General features: G+C 46.0%; 22 protein-coding genes and 3 pseudogenes. 18 read left to right on the top strand and 7 right to left on the bottom strand.

The features are described from left to right. The first annotated feature begins 84 nt into the window (after positions 1–84). From ACMZI0_RS07320 to ACMZI0_RS07280, 9 genes are all read left to right on the top strand, one after another. Entirely contained in the window at positions 85–501 is a 417-nt protein-coding gene (locus ACMZI0_RS07320) for a sugar 3,4-ketoisomerase (protein WP_415672461.1), read from the top strand. After that, a complete protein-coding gene (locus ACMZI0_RS07315; RefSeq protein ID WP_415672460.1) occupies positions 494–1,591 on the top strand; it encodes a DegT/DnrJ/EryC1/StrS family aminotransferase in 1,098 nt (365 codons plus the stop codon). Before ACMZI0_RS07320 ends, ACMZI0_RS07315 begins: the two co-directional genes overlap by 8 nt. Next, positions 1,581–2,633 carry a glycosyltransferase family 2 protein gene (locus tag ACMZI0_RS07310; RefSeq protein WP_415672459.1) on the top strand — a complete coding sequence of 351 codons (1,053 nt, stop codon included), beginning with the start codon at positions 1,581–1,583 and terminating at the stop codon, positions 2,631–2,633. The genes ACMZI0_RS07315 and ACMZI0_RS07310 overlap by 11 nt, the downstream gene beginning before the upstream one ends. Positions 2,634–2,741: 108 nt before the next feature. Continuing rightward, the gene (waaA, locus tag ACMZI0_RS07305; protein ID WP_415672458.1) at positions 2,742–4,028 is read left to right on the top strand and encodes a lipid IV(A) 3-deoxy-D-manno-octulosonic acid transferase; all 1,287 of its coding nucleotides are present in this window, start codon (positions 2,742–2,744) and stop codon (positions 4,026–4,028) included. Positions 4,029–4,056: 28 nt separating this feature from the next. Next, positions 4,057–4,551 carry a pantetheine-phosphate adenylyltransferase gene (gene coaD, locus ACMZI0_RS07300; RefSeq protein ID WP_415672457.1) on the top strand — a complete coding sequence of 165 codons (495 nt, stop codon included), beginning with the start codon at positions 4,057–4,059 and terminating at the stop codon, positions 4,549–4,551. A 297-nt stretch (positions 4,552–4,848) separates the two neighbouring features. Continuing rightward, positions 4,849–5,097: an acyl carrier protein gene (locus ACMZI0_RS07295; RefSeq protein WP_415672456.1), complete on the top strand. Its 249-nt coding sequence runs from the start codon at positions 4,849–4,851 to the stop codon at positions 5,095–5,097. Next, a complete protein-coding gene (locus ACMZI0_RS07290) occupies positions 5,087–6,433 on the top strand; it encodes an AMP-binding protein (RefSeq protein WP_415672455.1) in 1,347 nt (448 codons plus the stop codon). Before ACMZI0_RS07295 ends, ACMZI0_RS07290 begins: the two co-directional genes overlap by 11 nt. A gap of 1 nt (position 6,434) precedes the next feature. Next, positions 6,435–7,154 (top strand): SDR family NAD(P)-dependent oxidoreductase, encoded by a 720-nt coding sequence (locus ACMZI0_RS07285; RefSeq protein ID WP_415672454.1) that lies wholly within the window; start codon positions 6,435–6,437, stop codon positions 7,152–7,154. Between the two features lie 2 nt (positions 7,155–7,156). Then, positions 7,157–7,900 (top strand): acyltransferase, encoded by a 744-nt coding sequence (locus tag ACMZI0_RS07280; protein ID WP_415672453.1) that lies wholly within the window; start codon positions 7,157–7,159, stop codon positions 7,898–7,900. A gap of 411 nt (positions 7,901–8,311) precedes the next feature. On the opposite strand, the pseudogene ACMZI0_RS07275 reads toward ACMZI0_RS07280, so the two are convergent. From ACMZI0_RS07275 to radC, 5 genes and pseudogenes are all read right to left on the bottom strand, one after another. After that, a pseudogene (locus ACMZI0_RS07275) lies at positions 8,312–9,110 on the bottom strand (glycosyltransferase family A protein). A 182-nt stretch (positions 9,111–9,292) separates the two neighbouring features. Next, positions 9,293–10,102, bottom strand: a complete 810-nt coding sequence (gene mutM, locus ACMZI0_RS07270) for a bifunctional DNA-formamidopyrimidine glycosylase/DNA-(apurinic or apyrimidinic site) lyase (protein ID WP_415672452.1) — start codon at positions 10,100–10,102, stop codon at positions 9,293–9,295. Between the two features lie 81 nt (positions 10,103–10,183). Then, a complete protein-coding gene (rpmG, locus tag ACMZI0_RS07265) occupies positions 10,184–10,351 on the bottom strand; it encodes a 50S ribosomal protein L33 (protein ID WP_026738454.1) in 168 nt (55 codons plus the stop codon). Between the two features lie 11 nt (positions 10,352–10,362). Further along, positions 10,363–10,599, bottom strand: coding sequence for a 50S ribosomal protein L28 (rpmB, locus tag ACMZI0_RS07260; RefSeq protein ID WP_195314938.1), 237 nt, complete (start codon positions 10,597–10,599; stop codon positions 10,363–10,365). Between the two features lie 238 nt (positions 10,600–10,837). Continuing rightward, complete coding sequence (radC, locus tag ACMZI0_RS07255) at positions 10,838–11,500, bottom strand: RadC family protein (RefSeq protein WP_415672451.1); 663 nt, start codon at positions 11,498–11,500, stop codon at positions 10,838–10,840. A 201-nt stretch (positions 11,501–11,701) separates the two neighbouring features. On the opposite strand from radC, the gene coaBC reads away from it, so the two are divergent. The 5 genes from coaBC (at position 11,702) to ACMZI0_RS07230 (ending at position 15,294) form a co-directional block, all read left to right on the top strand. Further along, positions 11,702–12,943, top strand: a complete 1,242-nt coding sequence (coaBC, locus tag ACMZI0_RS07250; RefSeq protein WP_415672497.1) for a bifunctional phosphopantothenoylcysteine decarboxylase/phosphopantothenate--cysteine ligase CoaBC — start codon at positions 11,702–11,704, stop codon at positions 12,941–12,943. Next, on the top strand, positions 12,912–13,370 hold the full coding sequence (dut, locus tag ACMZI0_RS07245) for a dUTP diphosphatase (protein WP_415672450.1): 459 nt from the start codon (positions 12,912–12,914) through the stop codon (positions 13,368–13,370). The genes coaBC and dut overlap by 32 nt, the downstream gene beginning before the upstream one ends. Before the next feature lie 163 nt (positions 13,371–13,533). Continuing rightward, on the top strand, positions 13,534–14,130 hold the full coding sequence (gene slmA, locus ACMZI0_RS07240) for a nucleoid occlusion factor SlmA (RefSeq protein WP_415672449.1): 597 nt from the start codon (positions 13,534–13,536) through the stop codon (positions 14,128–14,130). Between the two features lie 199 nt (positions 14,131–14,329). After that, positions 14,330–14,851, top strand: a complete 522-nt coding sequence (locus ACMZI0_RS07235; protein WP_415672448.1) for a hypothetical protein — start codon at positions 14,330–14,332, stop codon at positions 14,849–14,851. Between the two features lie 86 nt (positions 14,852–14,937). Beyond that, the gene (locus ACMZI0_RS07230) at positions 14,938–15,294 is read left to right on the top strand and encodes a hypothetical protein (RefSeq protein WP_415672447.1); all 357 of its coding nucleotides are present in this window, start codon (positions 14,938–14,940) and stop codon (positions 15,292–15,294) included. Positions 15,295–15,753: 459 nt separating this feature from the next. Here the strand turns inward: ACMZI0_RS07230 and pyrE are convergent, their stop codons facing one another. After that, on the bottom strand, positions 15,754–16,401 hold the full coding sequence (pyrE, locus tag ACMZI0_RS07225) for an orotate phosphoribosyltransferase (RefSeq protein ID WP_415672446.1): 648 nt from the start codon (positions 16,399–16,401) through the stop codon (positions 15,754–15,756). Positions 16,402–16,548: 147 nt separating this feature from the next. Further along, a complete protein-coding gene (gene rph, locus ACMZI0_RS07220) occupies positions 16,549–17,286 on the bottom strand; it encodes a ribonuclease PH (protein WP_415672445.1) in 738 nt (245 codons plus the stop codon). A 414-nt stretch (positions 17,287–17,700) separates the two neighbouring features. Here rph and ACMZI0_RS07215 point away from each other — a divergent pair. The 4 genes and pseudogenes from ACMZI0_RS07215 (at position 17,701) to ACMZI0_RS07200 (ending at position 22,486) form a co-directional block, all read left to right on the top strand. Then, positions 17,701–18,478: pseudogene (locus tag ACMZI0_RS07215) on the top strand (dipeptide epimerase). A gap of 91 nt (positions 18,479–18,569) precedes the next feature. Beyond that, positions 18,570–19,961: pseudogene (locus tag ACMZI0_RS07210) on the top strand (ATP-binding cassette domain-containing protein). A gap of 44 nt (positions 19,962–20,005) precedes the next feature. Then, positions 20,006–21,547, top strand: a complete 1,542-nt coding sequence (locus ACMZI0_RS07205; RefSeq protein WP_415672444.1) for a glutathione ABC transporter substrate-binding protein — start codon at positions 20,006–20,008, stop codon at positions 21,545–21,547. 18 nt (positions 21,548–21,565) lie between these two features. Continuing rightward, positions 21,566–22,486 (top strand): ABC transporter permease subunit, encoded by a 921-nt coding sequence (locus tag ACMZI0_RS07200; RefSeq protein WP_415672443.1) that lies wholly within the window; start codon positions 21,566–21,568, stop codon positions 22,484–22,486. The last annotated feature ends 1 nt before the right edge of the window (position 22,487 follow it).

Genomic DNA, 22,487 nt, shown 5'->3' with positions numbered 1-22,487 from the left:
AATGTATAAAATTATTTGATATTATAAAACCATAACAAATATATCATGTTTTATTTTTATAACGACTAAATAGGCTAACTCGGAATGCAAATTAAATTTTTACAGCTACAAACCCATGGCGATGAACGTGGCTCACTCATTTCTCTTGAACACGAAAAGAATATTCCCTTTGAGATTAAGCGAGTATATTACATGTTCAATACAAAAGAAGGGGTAAGGCGCGGCTTTCATGCGCATCAACAACTGAAACAGGTTGTTATAGCCGTTCGTGGGTCGTGCCGTTTTCTCCTTGATGACGGGAAAGAAAAAATAAGTATTTTTCTGGATAATCCAGCACAAGGTCTACTCATAGAGTCTTTTATGTGGCGAGAAATGCATGATTTCTCTGATGATTGTGTCCTAATGGTGCTTGCAGACAGGCTCTACGATGAGTCTGATTATATCAGAGATTATAATGATTTCCTCAAACTAATTAAAATGGTTGATAAACAGAATGATTAAGTTCTTAGATCTTCAGTTAATAAACAAGCAATACCAAGAGGAATTAAAAAATGCCTGCTCCAGAGTTATCGATTCTGGATGGTATATTTCCGGCAACGAGCTTAATCACTTTGAAAGTGAGTTTGCTTCCTTTTGTGGAACTAAATTTGCGATTGGTGTTGCAAATGGACTTGATGCCCTCAGTATTGTGCTACGCGCATGGAAAGAATTAAAAAAATTAAAAGACGGTGATGAAGTCATCGTTCCTACGAATACTTACATTGCATCGATACTTGCGATTACTGAGAATAACTTAGTCCCAGTCTTAGTTGAACCGAACATTCAAACATTTAACCTTAAACCTCAGAATGTTAAAGAAGCCATAACAAAGAAAACAAAAGCCATACTTGCTGTACATTTGTATGGTCAATTAGCTCCTATGAATGAATTATCTATAATTGCCAAAGAACATAATTTGCTATTGCTTGAAGATAGCGCTCAGGCACACGGTGCACACATTGCAGGTCGAAAAGCTGGGAACTGGGGTGATGCCGCAGGATTCAGTTTTTATCCAGGGAAGAATCTTGGTGCATTAGGTGATGCAGGAGCAATCACAACGAACGATGCTGAACTTAGAGATACCGTCAATGCAATAAGAAATTATGGCTCTCATGAAAAATATAAAAACCTTTACAAGGGGTTAAATAGTAGATTAGATGAAATGCAAGCAGCAATGCTTTCTGTAAAACTGCCTTATCTTGAAAGAGAAATTATTAAAAGACAAGAGATTGCAAATTATTATTTACACAACATAAATAACTCTAAAATCTCATTGCCGACTGTTCTAAATCCATCGGCACACGTATGGCATTTATTTGTTATAAAGAGTAAGCAAAGAAGCGAACTCATAAAGCATATGAATGATAACAATATACAGACTTTGGTACATTATCCTATACCTCCTCATAAACAAGATGCTTATAAAGAATGGGAAAACTTATCTCTTCCTATTACAGAAGCACTCCACAACGAAGTGCTTTCTTTGCCAATTAGCCCAGTAATGACAACCGCTGAGGTTGCTCGTGTGGTGGAGGTTGTTAATGCCTGGTGATGCCCAGCCTTTATTTTCTATTTGTTGTCTTGGATATAACCATGCAGAATTTCTTGAAGAGACAATAAAATCCATTATTGATATTAATTATAAAAATACAGAAATAATTATTGTTGATGATGGTTCAAAAGATAATAGCGTAGAGATATTAAAGGAAATAGCAAAGAAAATCCCGTTGCGGATGGAGATAATAGCTCAGGAAAATACTGGTAACATTGGAAAGAACCTAAATAATGCTTATAAAAAAGCCAATGGTCAATTCATATCTTTTATTTCTTTAGATGATATATATAATTCATCAGTAATGCTAGGGCAAATCAATAAGATGGCCAAAAACTCTGATCTTGCTCTAATTGCTTCATCAAAAGTTGTGAATATAAATAGTAAGGGATTTATTATAAGTGACAACCACACTCTTGTTCTAGATTCAATGACAGATTGCAATACTAAAGACTTATTAGAGCTAGAGTATAATGAATTTGGTGCTTTCTATATTCAAGGTGCCATTTTCAGAAAATCGATCGTCGATGAAGTCGGTGCTTTTGATGAGGATATCATAGGCGATGACATAGTTTTAAGAACAAAAATCTTTAGATATATGCTAGCCAATCCAACCTATGAATTCGAAATTACTCGCAAGAATGCTTGTTTTTATCGACTACACGAAAACAATATACACAAAAAAACGTCTCGACAAATAAGAATTGTGACTGAGTATCTCGACAGATATTGGAGCGAACGCGAAAACCCAAGAGTATTGATTTCTTGGATGTGTCATATTATTGCTAATAGCAAATTTGAAGAATATATCAGCATATTTACCATCAACAACCGAGCGACACAACTTTTATTAGACCACAGGATTCAGCATCAAATAAAAAAAACCTTAGCCAATGAGCAGGATATACTAAAAAAAATTTTTAGGCTTATTTATAGAAAAGAAAGAAAGGCGCACAATATTCGTACTGTTACCTTATTTTGCTTTTTTAAGTTCAGTTACGCAAAAAAAAAGAGCACACCGAGCAAGCGTACATTATTCTGATTTCAAATCAAACTAGATTACAGAGAAGATATGATACATTCTCATTAGCCTTCTTGCCATTAATACGATAAAATCACTACTGTGATAACTCTAAAATAGCCAAGACTGATGCTACAAACCTTTTACACCATCCTACTTTATCTTTTCCAACCGCTAGTCTGGCTTCGCCTGTGGTTGCGTGGGCGCAAAGCCCCTGCATACCGTCGCCGTTGGGGCGAGCGCTATGGCTTTTGCGCGGAAAAGGTGAAACTAAATGGCATTATGTTGCATTCCGTCTCGGTTGGCGAAACATTGGCAGCCATTCCACTCGTCAGAGCGCTACGTCATCGCTACCCGTCATTACCCATTACGGTAACAACGATGACGCCAACAGGCTCTGAACGTGTTCGCTCAGCCTTCGGCAATGATGTCTATCACGTATATCTTCCTTATGATCTCCCCTGTGCGCTGAAGCGATTTTTTGATCAGGCGAACCCGAAGTTAGTGATTATCATGGAAACTGAGCTATGGCCAAATCTGATTACCGAGCTCTATCGGCGCGATATTCCGCTGGTCATTGCCAATGCTCGGCTTTCTGAGCGTTCGGCAACAGGCTACAAAAAAATCGGGTTCTTTATGCGCAGTATTTTACGCCGCATCACATTAATTGCCGCGCAAACTCAGGAAGATGGAGAACGATTTATCGATCTAGGTCTGCAACGTTCACATTTAGCCATCACTGGTAGCCTGAAATTTGATATTTCTGTCACCCCTGAGCTAGCCGCCCGAGCAGTTGCACTGCGCCGCCAGTGGGCCTCACGCCGTCCTGTGTGGATTGCCACCAGCACACATGAAGGCGAAGAAGCAATGATCTTAGCAGCTCATAGCGAACTGTTAAGACGTTTCCCCAATCTGTTGCTAATTCTAGTCCCACGCCATCCGGAAAGGTTTTCTACAACGCAAGCACTGACAAACAACTTAGGATTCACGTATAGCCTCCGCAGTAGTGGTGAAGTACCTTCCTTAGAAACTCAGGTGGTTATTGGCGATACGATGGGGGAACTCATGCTGCTTTATGGGATTGCCGACTTGGCATTTGTGGGGGGAAGCCTTATCGAGAGTGGTGGTCACAACCCATTAGAGCCGGCAGCACACGCACTCCCAGTGCTCATGGGACCACATACCTTCAATTTTAAAGATATCTGTCAAAAGCTTTCTAACGCAGGTGGATTAATCACAGTAAACGATACAACAAGTATTGTTAAAGAAGTGACTAGTTTGCTGGCTGATGAGGATTATCGGCTTTATTATGGTCGTCACGCCGTAGAAGTTTTGCACCAAAACCAAGGTGCATTGCAACGCCTGTTATCACTGTTAGAACCCTACTTACCTCAACGATCCAATTCATCCATTTAATGGGCTATATACAGGTTAAGGACTTTCTATGGTTACCAAAGCGATTTACCCTGGAACTTTTGATCCCTTAACCAATGGACACCTCGACCTGCTTACGCGTGCGTCTCGACTGTTTGATCATATTGTATTAGCCATTGCCGCGAGTCCAAGTAAAAACACCCTGTTTACACTCGATGAACGCGTCATTCTGGCAAAACACACAACCCAACACCTGCCAAACGTCGAAGTAGTCGGTTTCTCGGATTTAATGGCACACTTCGCACAGCAGCAACAGGCAAACATACTAATCCGTGGGCTGCGTGCAGTTTCAGATTTCGAGTATGAATTACAACTGGCGAAGATGAATTCACACCTCTTACCAACGCTAGAAAGCGTATTCCTGATGCCGTCGGAGGAGTGGTCATTTATTTCGTCCTCCTTGGTAAAGGAAGTAGCCCGTCACGGCGGTGACGTTTCTCACTTCTTACCAACTCCAATTGGGATAGCGCTAAAAGAGAAATTAGAGCTAACAAAATATACATAGCATCCATATAAGTAAGAACACTTTTTTTATGTTCCATATTGTTATATTATTAGCCGATACATTCACAGTTGGCGGTTATTAAAAGCATCGAACCAGTTGTTGTAAAAGTAACTGCCTATGTAACACCATCTCTGGCAGCCTGCATATACTGATTTTACATCAGCCAAGGCGAATGAGCTCGTTTCAATACACCGACTAATATACTGAAGGATGCAGGCCTTTCTGTCTTATTTAGGCTATTCTCCCTCCAAGTATACCATGTTAGAATTTTTTCTTTTTTATGAAGGGGTAACTACAATGAGAAATATCATTATTGAAAAATTTAATGATGCATTAGAACAAACTAATGTAGATAAACATTACGATACAATTTCAGATGATATCATATTACTTGAGAGTGGATTAGATTCTCTCGGCTTCGCTATTTTAGTAGCTCTTCTCGAAGAAGAGTTAGATTTTGATCCATTCCAAGAAATGCAAGATGCAGTTTACCCGAAAACATTTGGTGAATTTGTAGGCATCTATGAAAACCACAATGAAAAGTAACCTAATTGACTATATCAAACGTATCCCTCCAGATCGGGAATTTTTAGTCACAAATACAAAAAAATATAGTTTTGGCGACATCACGAAATTATATTATGAAATTAAAGAGAAGTACCCTCAGCTAGAGGGAAAAAACTGTGCTGTTATCTCATCGGATCGAGAAAGTCTAGCTATATTGATTCCTGGTTTAGATGCAATATCATCCAGTTTGTTTCTTCAAGCACCAGATATCGAACAAGCTACAGCAGAGATATTTTATCAATCAGCAAATATCCAGTTTGTAATAAAGCTATTGCAAGGTGCTATAAAGTCAGTCGACAAGCAAACATTCACATGCTGTGAAAAATCACAGCGAGAAAACCATGATGACTTTTTACTCGCGACGTCAGGAACCTCTGGGGTACCAAAGTTAGCAAGCTATACATTAAGTTCATTAATGTCTACAGCTAAGAGTGATGTTAATAAAGGAAGCCTTTTCACATGGGGACTATGCTACGATATAAATAGATTTGCCGGTCTGCAGGTTTATTTACAGACTATTGCATCTGGTTCTAAGCTAGTTCTTTGCGAACCTCAGGATACAATTAATCATGTAGTGGATGTTTTTTATAAAAACAAAGTTAATTGTATGTCAGCAACTCCGTCATTTTGGCGAAAAGTGTTAATGGTTCCAGAACATAATCTTATTCCATTAAAACAAATAACATTAGGTGGTGAGATTAGTACTCAGAATGTATTAAACGCTTTATTGAAAAGTTATCAAAATGCGAAGATTACCCACATCTATGCATCTACTGAAGCAGGGGTTGGCTTTGCAGTAAAAGATAAAATGGAAGGTTTTCCATCAGAATATTTAGAAAAAAAATCTTTTACTGGCTACCAACTAAAAGTAGATAACGGGATCTTGTGGGTAAAAAGTGAACATGGTTGCACTCGGTTCTTAAGTGGAACGATTGATATTGATAAAAATGGTTTTTTAAATACTGGTGATTTAGTAAAAATCGAAGGCCAGAGAGTTTATTTCCTCGGAAGAGATAGTGGTACTATTAACGTTGGAGGGAATAAAGTCATGCCTGAGAAAATTGAAGCAGTCTTGGAGAAATCTGACTTTGTTTCAATGGCTAAAGTATCATCCAAGAAAAACCCTATTCTAGGAGCGATAGTCTCTGCTGAAATAGTGCTGAAAAAATCTGTTAGTCATCTGAGCAATAAAGATATAAAAAAAGAAATTATTAATTTTTGCAGAGATAAACTTGAATCTTTTGAAATACCTGCGATAATAAAATTTGTTGACCAAATTGAGATAAATACAACAGGCAAGAAAATCAGGAACTAATATGAAAAGTGTGATAATAACAGGGGCAGCAAAAGGGCTAGGATTAGAAACATCTCGCCTACTTGCGTCTTCTGGTTACGAAATAATTGGTATTAGTCGTGCTGAGACTCCTGAATATCAGGAGCTCAAGAATAAATTTAGCCATGTGCATTTTTATCAATTTGACTTTGAAAACACTAAAGATATTGCAAGCTTAGTTAAACGTATAACTAAAACTCACGGAAGGCCATATTCCCTCATAAATAATGCAGCTATTGGTGGTGATGGTGTGTTATCAACAATGCATGAAACGGACATTAGCCATCTTATTAGGATAAATATAGAAGCGCCTATACTTATTACTAAATATGTATCGCGCGCAATGCTGTTGAATCAAGAGGGCCGGATTATCAACGTAGGCTCAATTATAGGTTCTACAGGTTTTAATGGCCTTAGTGTCTATGCAGCAACCAAAGCAGCACTCGGGGGTTTTACAAAATCACTCGCTAGAGAACTGGGCAAGGCAAAAATAACAGTAAATACATTAGCGCCTGGCTATATGGAAACAAGTATGACAGGTAGTTTAATTGGGGAAAAACTAGATAAAATCAAACGTAGAAGTTGCCTGGGACGTTTGGCCAATGTAAGTGATGCTGCTAATGCAATTTTATTTTTACTTTCAGAAAATGCATCTGGAATAACCGGAACAACCTTCACTATTGATGCAGGGAGTACAGCATAATAATGATACATCCTAGCGCCATTATTTCCCCAAACGCAAAAATAGGGAAAAATGTAAACATTGGGCCATTTTGCACAGTTCATGACTATGTAGAGATCGGCGATAACGTTACAATTGACAGCTATTGTGAATTGGGGATACCAACACACCTAGCTAATAGCAATGCTTTATCTATTGGAGAGAATGCAAAGATACGCAGCCACAGCTGTTTATATGTAGGTTCAACCTTAGGTGCCAATTTTACTTCTGGACACCATATAACAATCCGTGAAAATAGTAGTATAGGTTGCAACGTACAACTTGGCTCGCGAGGAGATATTCAGGGTGATTGTGCGATTGGTAATTACACAAAGATGCATGCTGATGTGCATATTGGAAAAAAATCCAAAGTAGGAAATTATGTTTGGATGTTTCCTGAGGTTCTCTTAACAAATGATCCTACTCCACCTAGTGAAATACTTCTGGGAGTAACGATTGAAGATTTTGTGGTCTTAGCAGCAAAGGCATTAATTTTGCCCGGAGTTATAATAGGTAAGGATGCTGTTGTAGCTGCAGGGAGCGTTGTTAAATCAAATATTCCTAATGGTCAACTTTTTTCTGGAAATCCCGCTAAGTTTATTTGCGATGCAAAAATTCTTCGAGTAAGCGGAAATATAAAAGAAAAGGTTTACCCATGGCGATATCGTTTCCATCGCGGCTATGATGAGAATGACATCCAAGAGTGGTTAAACGAATTAGTCAAATAGAGCTCATAGCTCATAGAAATGAAAATAAGAAACATCCCGGCCTATTGAAGAGATAATAATGGCAAAATACTCTCTGCTTTTCAGTAGTACCGGGGATGTTAACAATTTGTTGTTCACCATGTACTTACCCCAATCTAACCGAACAGCAGGATCCACTGATGGTGTGAATAACAGCCCAAGATAAGTAGCAGACTGAGAATAAAAGATTAGAACTAAGGTATTAGCCCGCTTCATTCATCGGAATTGTGCGTATTAAGCTCGTGGATAGCCCCCTACGAAATGCCCCACCAATATTAAGGTACACACATCGCTTGTTGACGTTCTTAGCGACTTAGAAGGAGTCAATTGTGATATAGTACCTAATTAGCAGTCCTATCCTTGGGGATTTCGTAGGGCAAAAGTAGCGACTATTCAGCGAGCCAAAGAGGCAAACATATAGCGGAACCACCACAATGACCGCCACCATTTTTTTAGCGGAGGTAGTTCTTTAGGCACTAAGTTATTGCGATATGCGATACACGATGTCCCAAGTGAAGTTAAGAAAAATGCGGCTCTGCCCGTATCCATCACCAAACAAAGAACACTCTTCCTTTTTTCTCAAATCTATTGGGGTATTACCAGAAAGATCACGATTCAAAGAGTGATAGCTTTCATCGCGATTAACGTTTCGCTCGTAGCACAGAAATTTTTTAGGCATATAGTGCTGCCGTGATCATTGGTATTTTTGGTATTTAACAAAGCGAAAATCTTCTGCGCCATAGTTACCAGCAAACTCTTCATCGTACCCGAAGAAACGCATAAACTGCGCACGAGACATGAAGAAAGTATTCGGGTGTCCGTAATAGAGATCCCCAATATTACATACCTTTCCTCTTTTCATCGCACCATCAACACGACTTTCACGATATATTTTGTAAAAATTTCTCCCAGGGTTACGGCAATTTATCATATAACGAAATGTAGTTTCTGGTAACTCATGGTCAAGATCAGTAATTAGGATTTTATCTGATTTCGCATAGGTGACGCCTAAATTCCGTGCACCAGCCTGGCTCCAACGAATATCCTCTTTCAACCATTTGATATTCAAATCATATTCACCAACATCGTACTCAATGGGTGAGCCATCATCCACGACAACAAATTCCACTGCTGTTCTCATGTATTCCGGCAACTTTTCGTACAGCCGGAGCAAGGAAAACACTGAATCCATATTGTTTTGATTGGAATAAAAGTGCGTCACATAGGTCAGTTTTATATGCTGCTTATCAAGCGGGTGTCGTGCAGCAGTAGAGTACTCTTGATTCACCGATAAAATCCTCAGTCATATTATCTTATTGATTCACATTTAGATTCGCCATTACATACAACTACGTAGGCGTTGCTTATCAGGCATCACTTCTGACAGCAGCGACAATAAAACGTACTACGCTGCCCATGTTTTTTCATTAACAGCGGCGTTCCGCATACTCTGCAAAGCTCCCCCGCCCGACCATAAACCTGCAATTCCTGCGCAAAATACCCTGGTTTACCATCTGACTGTAAGAAATCCCTTAGCGTTGTTCCGCCTTGCTCAATCGAGCGCTGTAACACCAGCTTTATCGACTGAAATAAATGATTAGATTCTGATTCGCTTAGCGAACCTGCCGCACGATCAGGGTGAATACCCGCCATAAACAGGGATTCGCTGGCATAAATATTTCCTACGCCGACCACAACCTTGTTATCCATCACCCACTGCTTGATGGCAGTGTGCTTACCGCGAGACCGTTGATAGAGATAGTCGGGAGAGAATTCCTCACTCAATGGTTCCGGGCCGAGGTGAGCAAGTACGCTACTTGATTCAAGATCTGTCGTCCACAGCCAGGCACCAAAACGCCGGGGATCGGTATAACGCAGCACATGGCCGTTGTCCATGACCATATCCACATGATCGTGTTTAGCGGGCGGGAGATATTCCGGCAGGATGCGCAAACTGCCAGACATGCCCAGATGCACAATAATCCAGCCACCAGGCAATGCAAACAGCAGGTATTTTGCACGACGTTCGATACTTAGAATAGGTTGGTCGCTTAACGAAAGAATCTCGCTAGAGACTGGCCAACGCAAGCGGGCGTTACGCACATCAACATGCAGGATAGTGTGCCCGACAAGATACGGTGATATTCCACGGCGGCTAGTTTCTACCTCTGGTAATTCCGGCATTTTATCCTCCTGAACACGCCCGCGGCTAACGTAGCATAAAAAAACCCGGCCTTGGCCGGGTTTTTCATAAGTCCACTAAAATTACTTGATTTTAGCTTCTTTATAGATCACATGCTGACGGACAACCGGATCGAATTTCTTCAGTTCCAGTTTTTCCGGCTTAGTGCGCTTGTTCTTCGTCGTCGTGTAGTAATGACCAGTACCGGCAGAAGAAACCAGCTTGATCTTCTCGCGAACACCTTTAGCCATGATTCAGTTCCTTAGTACTTTTCACCACGGGTACGCAGATCGGCCAGGACCGCTTCGATACCCTTCTTATCGATAACACGCATACCTTTAGCAGATACGCGCAGCGTTACAAAGCGTTTTTCGCCTTCAACCCAGAAACGATGGGAATGCAGGTTCGGCAGAAAACGGCGTTTGGTCGCATTCAGTGCGTGGGAACGGTTATTACCGGTCACCGGACGCTTGCCAGTAACTTGGCAGACTCGGGACATGTCTATTCTCCAAAAATCAAATCAGCTCGAGCTTCGTAGAGGATGTTGGCCGCCTCGTCAGGCTTTAGAGCCCATCTCAGTAGCTTTACAAGTAAAGATGCTGTCATCAGGGTAAACCTGCCGAGATAGGCTCTTGACGCCACACCCAAGATTCTCAAAGGTGGCGTAGTGTACGCTCTAGCGCGGATGTGCTCAAGTCCCGAGCAGCGAAAGATCCCTAAGGATCGCGGAAAATGTGTTAAATCCAGCCTCGCTCGGCAAATGATACGTACTCACCACGCCCAATTACCAGGTGATCGAGGACGCGAATGTCCATCAATGCGCATGCCTGAATAATATGCGTCGTTATCATACGATCGGCACTACTCGGCTCTGCGTCCCCGGAAGGGTGATTATGCGCCAGAATGAGCGCCGCCGCATTGGCTTTTAACGCTTCACGCACAATTTCTCTTGGATGCACCTCAACGCTGGCGATCGTACCAGCAAACATTTCTTGATGGCGAATCACACGATGCTGATTATCAAGAAATAGTGCGGTAAAAATCTCCCTCGCCTGATGTGCCAACGCCGATTGCAGATACTGTATGGTCAGATCAGGATTCAGCATCGCTTTTTCCTTCACCAAACGCGTTGCGTAGAGCCGACGAGCCAGTTCCGCCACCGCCTGAAATTGCACAAATTTAACCACCCCCATCCCTTTTACAGCGCAAAACGTGTGTTGTTCCGCCATCATGGCATGATAGAGGGAGCCAAAATGATGCAGCAGTTGTTCCGACAGCGCCATCACGTGAACACCTGGCAGCCCGGTTCGCAGAAAGATGGCCAACAGTTCTACGTCCGTAAGCGCTTCAGCCCCCGAGGCAATAAGCTTTTCACGCGGAGCCTGATCGTCAATCCACACCGTTGCGCCTCCTTTCCATCGTTATTATATCATGGCAGGCTCAAGGAAACACCGCGAGAACTCGAGTAGACACCTGCGTAACAGCACGCAAGATTCCTTACAACCAAGTATCAAGAACATGCGCAAACGCGAGTAAGATTCCTCTCATCCGGCAAGATTATGATAAAATGTTTCCTCTTAGGCGTTAATCGGACAAAGATGATGACGGGATTTTCCAACCAGCCCGGGCTCTCCGGTAAAAAAATCGTGCTCGGTATCAGCGGCGGTATTGCTGCTTACAAGTGTCCCGAGATTGTCAGACGTCTGCGCGATCGCGGTGCAGAAGTACGCGTGGTAATGACACCCGCCGCGAAGGCATTTATCACGCCACTCACGCTTCAGGCGGTTTCGGGATACCCGGTATCAGACGATCTGCTTGATCCTGCCGCTGAAGCATCGATGGGACATATTGAGCTCGGGAAATGGGCGGATCTGGTTATCCTTGCCCCCGCAACGGCAGATGTGATTGCACGCTTAGCCGCTGGCATGGCTAACGACCTGCTCACCACGCTTTGTCTGGCAACGGCTGCGCCCATCGCTATCGCACCAGCCATGAATCAGCAGATGTATCGCGCCACACCGACACAAGAGAATCTTGCCACTTTGGTACGACGCAGTAGCCTGGTTTGGGGACCAGACAGCGGCAGCCAAGCCTGCGGTGATGTGGGTCCCGGTAGAATGCTGGATCCGCTGACGATCGTTGAACTCGCTGAAACGCATTTTTCGCGCGTCAACGATCTGCAACATCTCAACATTATGATCACAGCGGGGCCAACGCGTGAAGCGTTGGATCCGGTACGTTTCATTACCAATCACAGTTCAGGCAAGATGGGATTCGCCATCGCCCAGACAGCAGCGGCACGCGGTGCCCAGGTTACGCTGGTCGCCGGCCCGGTGTCATTGCCGACGCCGGCAGGCGTGCAGCGCATCGATGTCGCCAGCGCATTGGAAATGCAACAAGCCGTAATGGCCCATGCCGCACAGCAGCACATCGTCATCGGCTGTGCCGCAGTAGCCGATTACCGGGCCCAACAGATCGCCGACGAAAAAATTAAAAAACAGGGTGATGAAATGAGTGTAACACTGGTCAAAAACCCAGATATTATCGCAGGGGTTGCGGCCATGTCCGAGTCTCGCCCTTTCGTCGTTGGATTTGCTGCCGAAACCCAGAATGTGGAAGAATACGCGCGACAAAAACTGGCGCGTAAAAATCTGGACCTGATTTGCGCTAACGACGTATCCCTCTCAGGGCAGGGATTCAACAGTGACACCAACGCATTACACCTGTTTTGGCCGGAGGGCGACACCCGCTTACCTCTGTGCGAAAAGCGCCTCCTTGGCCAACATTTAATCGATGAGATTGTCCGCCGTTATGATGAAAAAAATCGACGTAAAAATTCTTGATTCACGCATTGGTCAGCGGTTCCCGTTACCGACCTATGCCACCGCAGGGTCAGCAGGGCTTGACCTGAGCGCCTGTATTGATGAGGGGATTGCACTGGCAGCTGGGGATACGATACTGGTACCGACAGGTATCGCTATTCATATCGCCGATCCCAGCCTGGCTGCCGTTATTCTCCCTCGCTCAGGTTTAGGGCATAAGCACGGCGTAGTATTAGGCAATCTGGTTGGGCTTATCGACTCTGATTATCAGGGACAACTGATGGTTTCCGTTTGGAACCGTAGCCAACAGGCATTTACTATCGAACCCGGTGAGCGCCTCGCACAGATGGTGTTTGTTCCCGTCGTTCAGGCTGAATTCAACATCGTTGATGATTTTGTGGGTACAGAACGCGGAGAAGGCGGTTTCGGTCATTCCGGTCGCCATTGATCCAAAAATCGGTATACCGTGCATTACCCGATAGACACGCGGTCAATCGCGTGTCTTTGTAGTGTTTATTCAGAACTAAAAGAACATAAGCCGCAGCGTTATCAACAACTGCGACGCTAATAAATGGTTGTCAGCTTATTTTTGATCAAGGGTCTCTTCTGACATGGCAGAGAAAGAGAATACGAAAAGGAATCGCCGCGAGGAAATCTTGCAAGCGTTAGCACAGATGCTGGAATCCAGCGATGGCAGCCAACGCATCACCACCGCAAAGCTTGCCGCAATGGTCGGGGTTTCCGAAGCCGCACTCTATCGATACTTTCCCAGCAAAACGCGGATGTTTGATAGCCTTATCGAGTTTATTGAGGATTCGCTGACAACACGTATCAATCTGATTCTGCAAGATGAGAAAGATACTTTCCAACGTTTGCGGCTGATTTTGTTACTCATGTTGGGCTTTGCGGAACGCAACCCCGGCCTGACGCGTATCCTGACCGGCCATGCGCTAATGTTCGAACAAGATCGCCTGCAAGGACGTATTAACCAGCTGTTTGAACGCATTGAATCGCAGCTTAAACAGGTGTTGCGCGAGCATAAGCTGCGAGAGGGTAAAGCCCTTGCGCATGATGAGTCACTACTTGCCAGCCAACTGCTCGCTTTCTGCGAAGGTATGCTGTCACGCTATGTTCGCTCTGAATTCCGTTTCCGGCCAACACAGGAATTTGATACCCGTTGGCCGTTGTTGGCTGCACAAATTTTTTAATCCGTCTTCAATACCCAATATTATTCTATCCTCAAAGCCTGTTTTTACTTTGAAGCAAGAACAGGCGTAGCCCCCTTTGCACCACATCTTTATATATCCACATTGGACTAAGATCCAGATTAAGCGATTTACCTTATATTCTTATCTTTTGGGATCAATATTATAATTGGGGTGTTAAAAATGCATAAGGAAGGCAAAAATGACAACAACCATTTCAGTTGGGAATACATATTTTTCCATAGAGCAAATTTATGGTCTCATCACGGGAGGTAAAGATATTCAATCAAAATCAGATAACTGGGTTAAGTTTTATGATTTCATATTGAATTTATTGAATGTAATCCCGAATGTTGAATTAAAAACAAGACAATACATTTTATCAAAATTTAATAACGATGATGACCTAAATAGCACCCCTGAAATTTTTTTTGAAAAATGGTTAAAACCATTATTTGAACTGATAAATACCAATGAGAGTAAGAATTTCTTTATTGAATTCGACGAATCAGAAGAGGACGAGTTAACACTGAGAATAATCTACAACAATCAAGGGAAAGAAGAGATATCAGAATGGATAAAATTTGACAATACCGATGATAATAAAAATCAAATCAAAGCCTTACAACAAGTTTACTTTTCATCCATAAACAATAGCTTAACATCTTCTAACAGGGATACATATTGTATAAATGAGAGAATGCTTTCTTCCTCTAAAAAATAGAGTTTATTAACGAGGCAAAAAATTTATATTGCAAAAAAACCTCAGTCTTAAGACAGGGAATAATAACAAAAAATCTGGACGAAAAATTGCTTTCTGAAATTAATGAAATAAAAATAAACATTGAAAAAAATTTATCATCGCTAACGCCTTCCTTGCCATTCCATCGATCTAAGTATTATATAAAGAATCGCTGCGCTATTGAACGAGAATTAATAGAACAAATATTAGGAAATAAATATTTAAAAGAACTTAGCGGTAATGATTTACTTTTCAAACCGTTAAACATAACACAGGTTACCATTGAGTTAAATGTCAAAATCCTCGCCATAAGCAATTTATTTAAATATAACTCAACACATAATAAAGAAATAAAAGAATTATCAAAAAAATGTAATGAATTAGTTGTTTACTGCAAAGAAGTTTTAGAAGCAAGGAAAAAATAAAAACAACAGCAAAAATAGAGGCATACCAAAATACTCATTGCATTTCAAAAGGGCAAACGGAAAAAATACGCGAATTTAATAAATTGAGCCACAAAATAATGGAAAAGACCGGCAGTCTTGAGATGATGTATAATACCGGTCGTGATAACGACATGAAAAAAGTTTTATTTACCTCTGATGTATTAAAAAAACACAGTATACAATACAAAAAATTGGCTAAAATGATAGACACGCTTATAGAGACAAGATCAAAATTTCTAATGCAATTATGCAATTATGCAATTATGCAATTATGCAATTATGCAATAAACAAATAACATATTTTGAAGACATTAATGCCTTGTCGATATTGCAAAAAATAGCTAATGGCGAACCAGAGTTGACAGCGTTATTAGAAAATTGAGTAACGCACGAAATTCATAAAAGCGTGCGTTATTCCAAATAACATAAACGATACGGCTACGCAGAAATACCATACCGATCGCGATAGGCCTTCACCGCATCCAAGTGCACGGCCATCTCTGGTTTTTCTGCCAAAAAGCTTATCAAGTCTTGCAGTGCAATAATGGAAATCACCTGGCACTGATAATCGCGTTCCACTTCCTGAATGGCAGAAATAGCGCCAGTGCCACGCTCCTGACGATCCAGTGCAATCAACACCCCGGCAAGCGTCGCACCGTTAGCAGCAATAATCCCCATGGATTCGCGAATGGCGGTGCCCGCAGTAATCACGTCATCGACCAGCATGATGCGGCCTTGCAGCGCGCTGCCGACCAGATTGCCACCTTCCCCGTGATCTTTGGCCTCTTTGCGGTTAAAGCAATAAGGCACATCGGTTTCATGGTGTTCAGCCAACGCCACCGCAGTGGTCGTAGCGATCGGAATCCCTTTGTAAGCGGGCCCAAATAGCACATCAAAGGTGATACCGGCATCCACCAACGCTTCAGCATAAAAACGGCCCAATAGCGCCAGATCGCGCCCGGTATTGAACAGCCCGGCATTGAAAAAATAGGGGCTGACGCGTCCGGATTTCAATGTGAACTCGCCGAATTTTAATACCTGTTTGCTAAGTGCAAATTCTATAAATTGGCGCTGATAGGCTTTCATTACTGCATCTCCTCGTATCACGGTGAGTGTGGTTATGGCTAAAATGCCAGCCATAAAAAAGCGACGCCGGGGTCGCTTTGCAAAAATGGATAACGCCGCTGCCAGGCAACGGCTGATGAGACGACAGGCGGTATAGGCCAGTCATGCTTACTTGAGACCCGCGACCGATACTGGCACCAGCGCTGCTTTTTGTGCCTCAACGATGGTGTCAATACCACCGCGCGCCAGAGCGAGCAGGGCGAGTAGTTCTTCATGGCTGAACGGCTCGCCTTCGGCGGTGCCCTGCACCTCAATCATGCGGCCATCTTCAGTCATGACAACGTTCATGTCCGTTTCCGCAGCCGAGTCTTCCACGTATTCGAGATCGCACACCGCTTCACCGGCAACGATGCCAACAGAAACCGCCGCAACCATGCCTTTGAGCGGGCTGGCTTTCAGTTGTCCTTTTACCACCATGCTGTTGAACGCATCCGCCAGTGCAACACAAGCGCCTGTAATGGAGGCCGTGCGCGTACCGCCATCGGCCTGCAACACGTCGCAATCCAGCGTGATGGTGTATTCACCGAGCTTTTCCAGATCAACAGCAGCGCGTAGAGAACGTGCGATAAGGCGCTGGATTTCCAACGTTCTTCCGCCCTGTTTACCCTTGGCAGATTCACGCGCATTGCGGCTATGGGTCGCACGCGGCAACATGCCATATTCAGCCGTCACCCAGCCTTTCCCCTGCCCTTTCAGAAAGCGCGGCACACCTTCTTCTACCGTCGCGTTACATAGCACTTTCGTGTCACCGAACGCCACTAACACTGAACCTTCAGCATGCTTGGTATAGCCACGCGTTAGCGTGATGGGGCGCACCTGTTGTACAATTCTGCCTGACGGACGCATGAGATTCTCCGGGTTATGCTCTGTTGATTGGCGCGCATTATACGGCCTTCGGGCAACAATTCCTACTTTAGCTGCCGCGCGTTTCGCTATATCGGCGGGGTAATGTTGGCGTCTGCATCAGGGTATAACCTGAGGTTATACCCTCCCGACAAACAAGTATTCGTCAGTCATTCCCCTGAGTGAAATAGTTTTGGTTATTCATTCACCAGAGGGATATGCGAGATGCGCCAGATGCAGGTTGAGACCGTCAAACTCTCTCTGGCACGCCCGTGCAAGCGTGCACAGGAACTGCGTAATGCGGTGAGCGTGGTCATAATAACCTTTTAATAACAATCTCTTATAAGTTTTAATGGGTGTACTCCGGCCTTTGAATATCAGGAATCCGCCACCAGTGTCTGCCGTCAACTTGATGCGGTGCGAAGCGCCGTTACCCACGGTGCATCGAGGGATGATGAAGTACAAACGCTGCTCCCCCCTGGTGCGGCACGCAACGCACTCGATTACGCACTGTGGCGATTAGATGCCGCGCTCCATAAACAAACCGTATGGCAACAAGTGGGAATACAGCAGCCTGCCTCATTGATCACCACGGAAACGCTGAGCATTGCCTCGTTGGAAAATACCGTTACAGCGACCCACGATGCGATTTCACGCGGAGCACAGGTGATAAAGCTCAAGCTCGATCGGAGCGACATCGTTGAGAAAATTGCTGCCGTACGCGACGTCGCACCACGGGCCACCTTGATGGTCGATGCCACGGAAAGCTGGGCAGAGCTCGATTTACTCAGCCTGTGTCACGCACTGCTGCCCTATAACATCGCGCTGATTGAGCAACCGTTACCGGCAGGCAAGGATCAGGAGTTACTGCGTTTCGCGCACCCGATCCCCCCTCTGCGCTGATGAAAGCTGCCGTCACGCCGGAGATATTCCCGGCATCCGTCGTCGTTACGAGATGATCAACATCAAGCTGGATAAGTGTGGTGGATTGACTGAAGCACTGGCAATGGTGCGAGAAGCGCGACTGCACGGGTTAAAACTGATGGTCGGTTGCCTGGTCGGTTCCTCACTGGCGATGGAAGCCGCATTACCGGTCGCTGCCGCCGCTGACTATGTCGATCTGGATGGCCCACTGTGGCTGGCCGCCGACAGTTCTCCCTATCTGACTTATCACCACGGACGTATCTGGCTATGACGCAGCAAGAGTCCACACTGTTAACCGGAGTCCACATGACGCAACACGCACAGGCCGCCCCGCTCCCTGCTTCGGCCCCCAACAAACCACAATGCCGGTGCTGGAGATCGATGACCTGAGCGTCAGCTTCAGCGGTAGATCGGGCAAGCACGTCGCTTTGAAAAGCGTCTCATTTTCCGTCAACAAGGGGGAAATCGTCGCCATTGTGGGTGAAAGCGGCTCGGGAAAATCCGTTACTTCGTTAACTGCGATGGGTCTGCTGGCCAGTTCCGCCGCCATTGAGCGCGGCAGCATTCATTTCCATTCCCGCCACGGACAGCGCCACGATCTGCTGAATATGAAAGAGGACGATCGCCGCCAACTGCGCGGACGCGACATGGCGATGATCTTTCAGGAACCGATGACCTCGCTTAACCCGGTGTTGAAAGTGGGCGATCAGTTGACGGAAGCGCTGCGCGACCACCGGCTTTGCGATGCCGCCACGGCGGATAAAAAAGCGCGCGAGTTGCTGCGTAAAGTGCGTATCGCCGATGTGGATCGCGTGATGAAAAGCTACCCGGCATCCCTCTCCGGTGGCATGCGCCAACGCGTAATGATTGCACAAGCGCTGGTGTGCGAACCGCAGTTGCTGATTGCCGACGAATCCACGACAGCGCTGGATGTCACCGTGCAAGCACGCATTCTGCATATCCTGCGCGATCTTCAGCAGCAGAGCGACACTGCCGTACTGTTTATTACCCATGACATGGGCGTGGTGGCCGAAATCGCCGATCGCGTGGTCGTGATGTACCGTGGCGAAGTGGTAGAGCAAGGGGCGGTTGAGCAAATTTTCGCGCATCCTGAGCATCCTTATACCCAGGCACTGTTGGCGGCAGTACCGAAGTTGGGCGACATGCGTGACAGCGCGTGACCGCGTCGTTTCCCTCTGCTGGGGCAACAACAATCCAGCGATAGTGAACAGAAAACCGCGCACTATGATGCCGAACCGCTGCTGCAGCACGGACTGGCCCGCGTACAGGAACTGCTGAAAATCGTCGGGTTGCCCCCCGAACACGCCCGCCGCTACCCGCACGAGTTTTCCGGGGGCCAGCGCCAACGTATCGCCATCGCCCGCGCCATAGCGCTGCAACCGCAGGTCATTATTGCTGATGAAGCCGTCTCAGCGCTGGATGTCTCCATTCAGGCACAGGTGGTGAACCTGATGATGGATCTGCAACAAAAAACCGGTGTGTCATGGATTTTCATTTCCCACGATATGGCCGTGGTGGAGCGTATCGCCAACCGCATTGCCGTGATGTATCTCGGCCAGATTGTGGAAATCGGCCCGCGTCAGGCGGTGTTCAATAACCCCCAGCAGCGCAGCGTACGCCAGTTTGATGACAGCGAGATCCCATCTCCGCTGCGCAAAGCGGGCGAAACGGTCAATAAAATGACCTATCGGGAAGTCGGCCCGCACCACTGGGTCGCTAACGACAGTTATTGATGAACAAGAAAAAGTACGACTCATTCTTAACCGGGAGACACACCATGAAGCCACTACGACATCGTTCCGCTCTGGCCCTCGGGCTTTCACTCTGTCTGGCCGCTGCGGCTCAGGCACAAGATCTACGCATCTCTATCTATGCCGATATTACCGGGCTTGACCCGCACGACACCTCAGACACCTTGAGTTACTCCATCCAGAGCGGAATCTTCGAGCGCCTGTTCCAGTTTGATAATCAAATGAAACTGGTACCGCACCTGGCAACCGGATACACCAGCAATGACGATGCAACCGAGTTTGTGGTCACGCTGCGCGAAGGCATCACCTTCCAGGACGGCGCACCGTTTAACTCCGAAGCGGTCAAAGCCAACCTGGATCGTCTGGCCGATCAGAGCAAAGGCTTAAAGCGTAATAGCCTGTTCAATATGGTGAAAACCGTCACCGTACTTTCTCCGACGCAGGTGAAGATTGAACTGAACAAATCGTTCGGCGCCTTCGTCAACACATTGGCGCACCCGTCTGCCGTGATGCACAGTCCGGAAGCGCTGAAGAAATACCCGGATGAAGAGCAACTGCGTGTACACCCGGTCGGCACCGGTCCGTTCAAATTCACCGAATGGCAGCAAGGCAAAGACGTCAAGCTGGTCAAGAATGACAGCTACTGGCAGAAAGGCTGGCCAAAAGTGGATAGCGTGACGTTCTATCCGACGCCAGAAGACTCCACGCGCGTGGCGGCCCTGAAATCCAGTCAGGTTGATGCCATTTATCCGCTGCCGTCCGATCTGGTAGGCACCGTGCAAAGCGACAGCAAGCTGGCCATCCAACGTGACCCCGGTATCTATCAGTTCTGGTTGGCCATGAATAACCTGCGTCCGCCCATGAATGACATTCGCGTGCGTCAGGCACTCAACTACGCTATCAACCGCGATGTGTGGCTGAAAGTCGGCTTCGCGGGCATGGGCACACCGGCAACGTCTGCGATGGCTCCGGGCGTTCAGTTCTTCCAGGCGCAAACCACGCCGAGCTACAGCTACGACCCGGCCAAAGCCAAAGCGCTGTTGAAAGAAGCGGGCTACCCGGATGGTATCAGCCTCAAGCTGTGGACCACCAGCCGTACCGATTACATCCGCAGCGCACAGTTCTTCAAGCAGCAGTTGGAACAGGTGGGCATCAAGATCACCGTGACACCGATGGATTCCGGGATGCGTAACGCCAAGCTGTTCGGTGTGAAAGACCCGAAAGATGCAGAATTCGATCTGTTCTACAACGGCTGGTCGCCGTCTACCAGTGATGCCGACTGGGCACTGCGTCCGCTCTATGCCACCGAATCCTGGGTACCGGCGGCCTATAACGTTGCCTACTACAGCAGTGCCGCCGCCGATAAAGCCATTATGGCTGGGTTGGCTACCGCTGATCTTGGCAAGCGTGCCTCTGCTTACGCCGAAGCACAGAAGGTGATTTGGGGTGATGCGCCTGTGGTATTCCTGGGTACGCCGGACAACCTGGTGGGTAAAGCGAAAAATCTCTCTGGCGTTTACATTCTGGCAGATGGCTCGTTGATCTTCGATCAGGCTGAATTTAAGTAATCGCACAGGGAGAACGCCATGTTTGCTTATATTGTCCGACGTTTGCTGGAAATGATCCCGGCGCTGCTGGTGGTCTCCCTGTTAGTGTTCGGTTTTATCAAGCTGTTACCCGGCGATCCGGCGCGGATTTATGCTGGGCCGGATGCACCGATTGCCGCCGTGGAGGCTGCTCGCCAGCTGTTAGGGCTCAACGATCCCCTGCCACAGCAGTGTGTTCGCTGGCTGGGTGGCTTGTTGCGCGGCGATCTGGGCATCACCTATCGCACACAGCAACCGGTGATGGACGTGATCGCTAAAAGCTTTATGCCAACCATGTGGCTGGCGCTGGCTGGCTTCGCCTGGTCAGTGGTACTTGGCCTGTTGATTGGCGTGGTATCCGCGTTACAGCGCGGAAAATGGCAGGATTGGACGCTGATGAGTGCCGCCGTAGGCGGCATCTCCATGCCCCCGTTCTGGCTCGGGTTGCTGCTGATTCAGTTTGTTGCGATGCCGTTCGGCGTATTTTCCGTCAGCGGCTTTAACCAGCCGAGCGATATCGTGCTCCCCGCTCTGACGCTGGGTGCCTCTGTGGCTGCCGTGATGGCACGCTTCACCCGATCCGCATTCCTTGAAGTGGCGCAAGAAGATTATGTGCGCACCGCGCGCTCCAAAGGATTGCGTCAACGGCTGATCACCTGGAAGCACATCATGCGCAACGCGCTGATTCCCATTATTACCATGCTCGGCCTGCAATTCGGTTTTCTGTTGGGCGGTTCGATTGTGGTGGAAAGCGTATTCAGTTGGCCCGGTTTGGGCTGGCTGCTGATTGAATCGATCAAGACGCAGGACCAGCCGGTGATTCAGGCGCTGGTGATGCTGTTCGTGTTCGAATTTATTGTTATCAACCTGCTGGTCGACCTGCTCTACGCCGTGGTTAACCCAGCCATTCGTTTACTCTAGG

The organism is Symbiopectobacterium sp. (assembly GCF_047692315.1).
GTDB lineage: Bacteria > Pseudomonadota > Gammaproteobacteria > Enterobacterales > Enterobacteriaceae > Symbiopectobacterium.
Note: the sequence above shows the minus strand (reverse complement) of the source record. Positions and strands in the feature narration are given on the sequence as shown.

Coding starts and splice junctions, on each gene's coding strand:
- ACMZI0_RS07320 (WP_415672461.1), top strand. CDS start 85: ATGCAAATTAAATTTTTACAGCTACAAACCCATGGCGATGAACGTGGC.
- ACMZI0_RS07315 (WP_415672460.1), top strand. CDS start 494: ATGATTAAGTTCTTAGATCTTCAGTTAATAAACAAGCAATACCAAGAG.
- ACMZI0_RS07310 (WP_415672459.1), top strand. CDS start 1,581: ATGCCTGGTGATGCCCAGCCTTTATTTTCTATTTGTTGTCTTGGATAT.
- waaA (WP_415672458.1), top strand. CDS start 2,742: ATGCTACAAACCTTTTACACCATCCTACTTTATCTTTTCCAACCGCTA.
- coaD (WP_415672457.1), top strand. CDS start 4,057: ATGGTTACCAAAGCGATTTACCCTGGAACTTTTGATCCCTTAACCAAT.
- ACMZI0_RS07295 (WP_415672456.1), top strand. CDS start 4,849: ATGAGAAATATCATTATTGAAAAATTTAATGATGCATTAGAACAAACT.
- ACMZI0_RS07290 (WP_415672455.1), top strand. CDS start 5,087: ATGAAAAGTAACCTAATTGACTATATCAAACGTATCCCTCCAGATCGG.
- ACMZI0_RS07285 (WP_415672454.1), top strand. CDS start 6,435: ATGAAAAGTGTGATAATAACAGGGGCAGCAAAAGGGCTAGGATTAGAA.
- ACMZI0_RS07280 (WP_415672453.1), top strand. CDS start 7,157: ATGATACATCCTAGCGCCATTATTTCCCCAAACGCAAAAATAGGGAAA.
- mutM (WP_415672452.1), bottom strand. CDS start 10,102: ATGCCGGAATTACCAGAGGTAGAAACTAGCCGCCGTGGAATATCACCG.
- rpmG (WP_026738454.1), bottom strand. CDS start 10,351: ATGGCTAAAGGTGTTCGCGAGAAGATCAAGCTGGTTTCTTCTGCCGGT.
- rpmB (WP_195314938.1), bottom strand. CDS start 10,599: ATGTCCCGAGTCTGCCAAGTTACTGGCAAGCGTCCGGTGACCGGTAAT.
- coaBC (WP_415672497.1), top strand. CDS start 11,702: ATGACGGGATTTTCCAACCAGCCCGGGCTCTCCGGTAAAAAAATCGTG.
- dut (WP_415672450.1), top strand. CDS start 12,912: ATGATGAAAAAAATCGACGTAAAAATTCTTGATTCACGCATTGGTCAG.
- slmA (WP_415672449.1), top strand. CDS start 13,534: ATGGCAGAGAAAGAGAATACGAAAAGGAATCGCCGCGAGGAAATCTTG.
- ACMZI0_RS07235 (WP_415672448.1), top strand. CDS start 14,330: ATGACAACAACCATTTCAGTTGGGAATACATATTTTTCCATAGAGCAA.
- pyrE (WP_415672446.1), bottom strand. CDS start 16,401: ATGAAAGCCTATCAGCGCCAATTTATAGAATTTGCACTTAGCAAACAG.
- rph (WP_415672445.1), bottom strand. CDS start 17,286: ATGCGTCCGTCAGGCAGAATTGTACAACAGGTGCGCCCCATCACGCTA.
- ACMZI0_RS07205 (WP_415672444.1), top strand. CDS start 20,006: ATGAAGCCACTACGACATCGTTCCGCTCTGGCCCTCGGGCTTTCACTC.
- ACMZI0_RS07200 (WP_415672443.1), top strand. CDS start 21,566: ATGTTTGCTTATATTGTCCGACGTTTGCTGGAAATGATCCCGGCGCTG.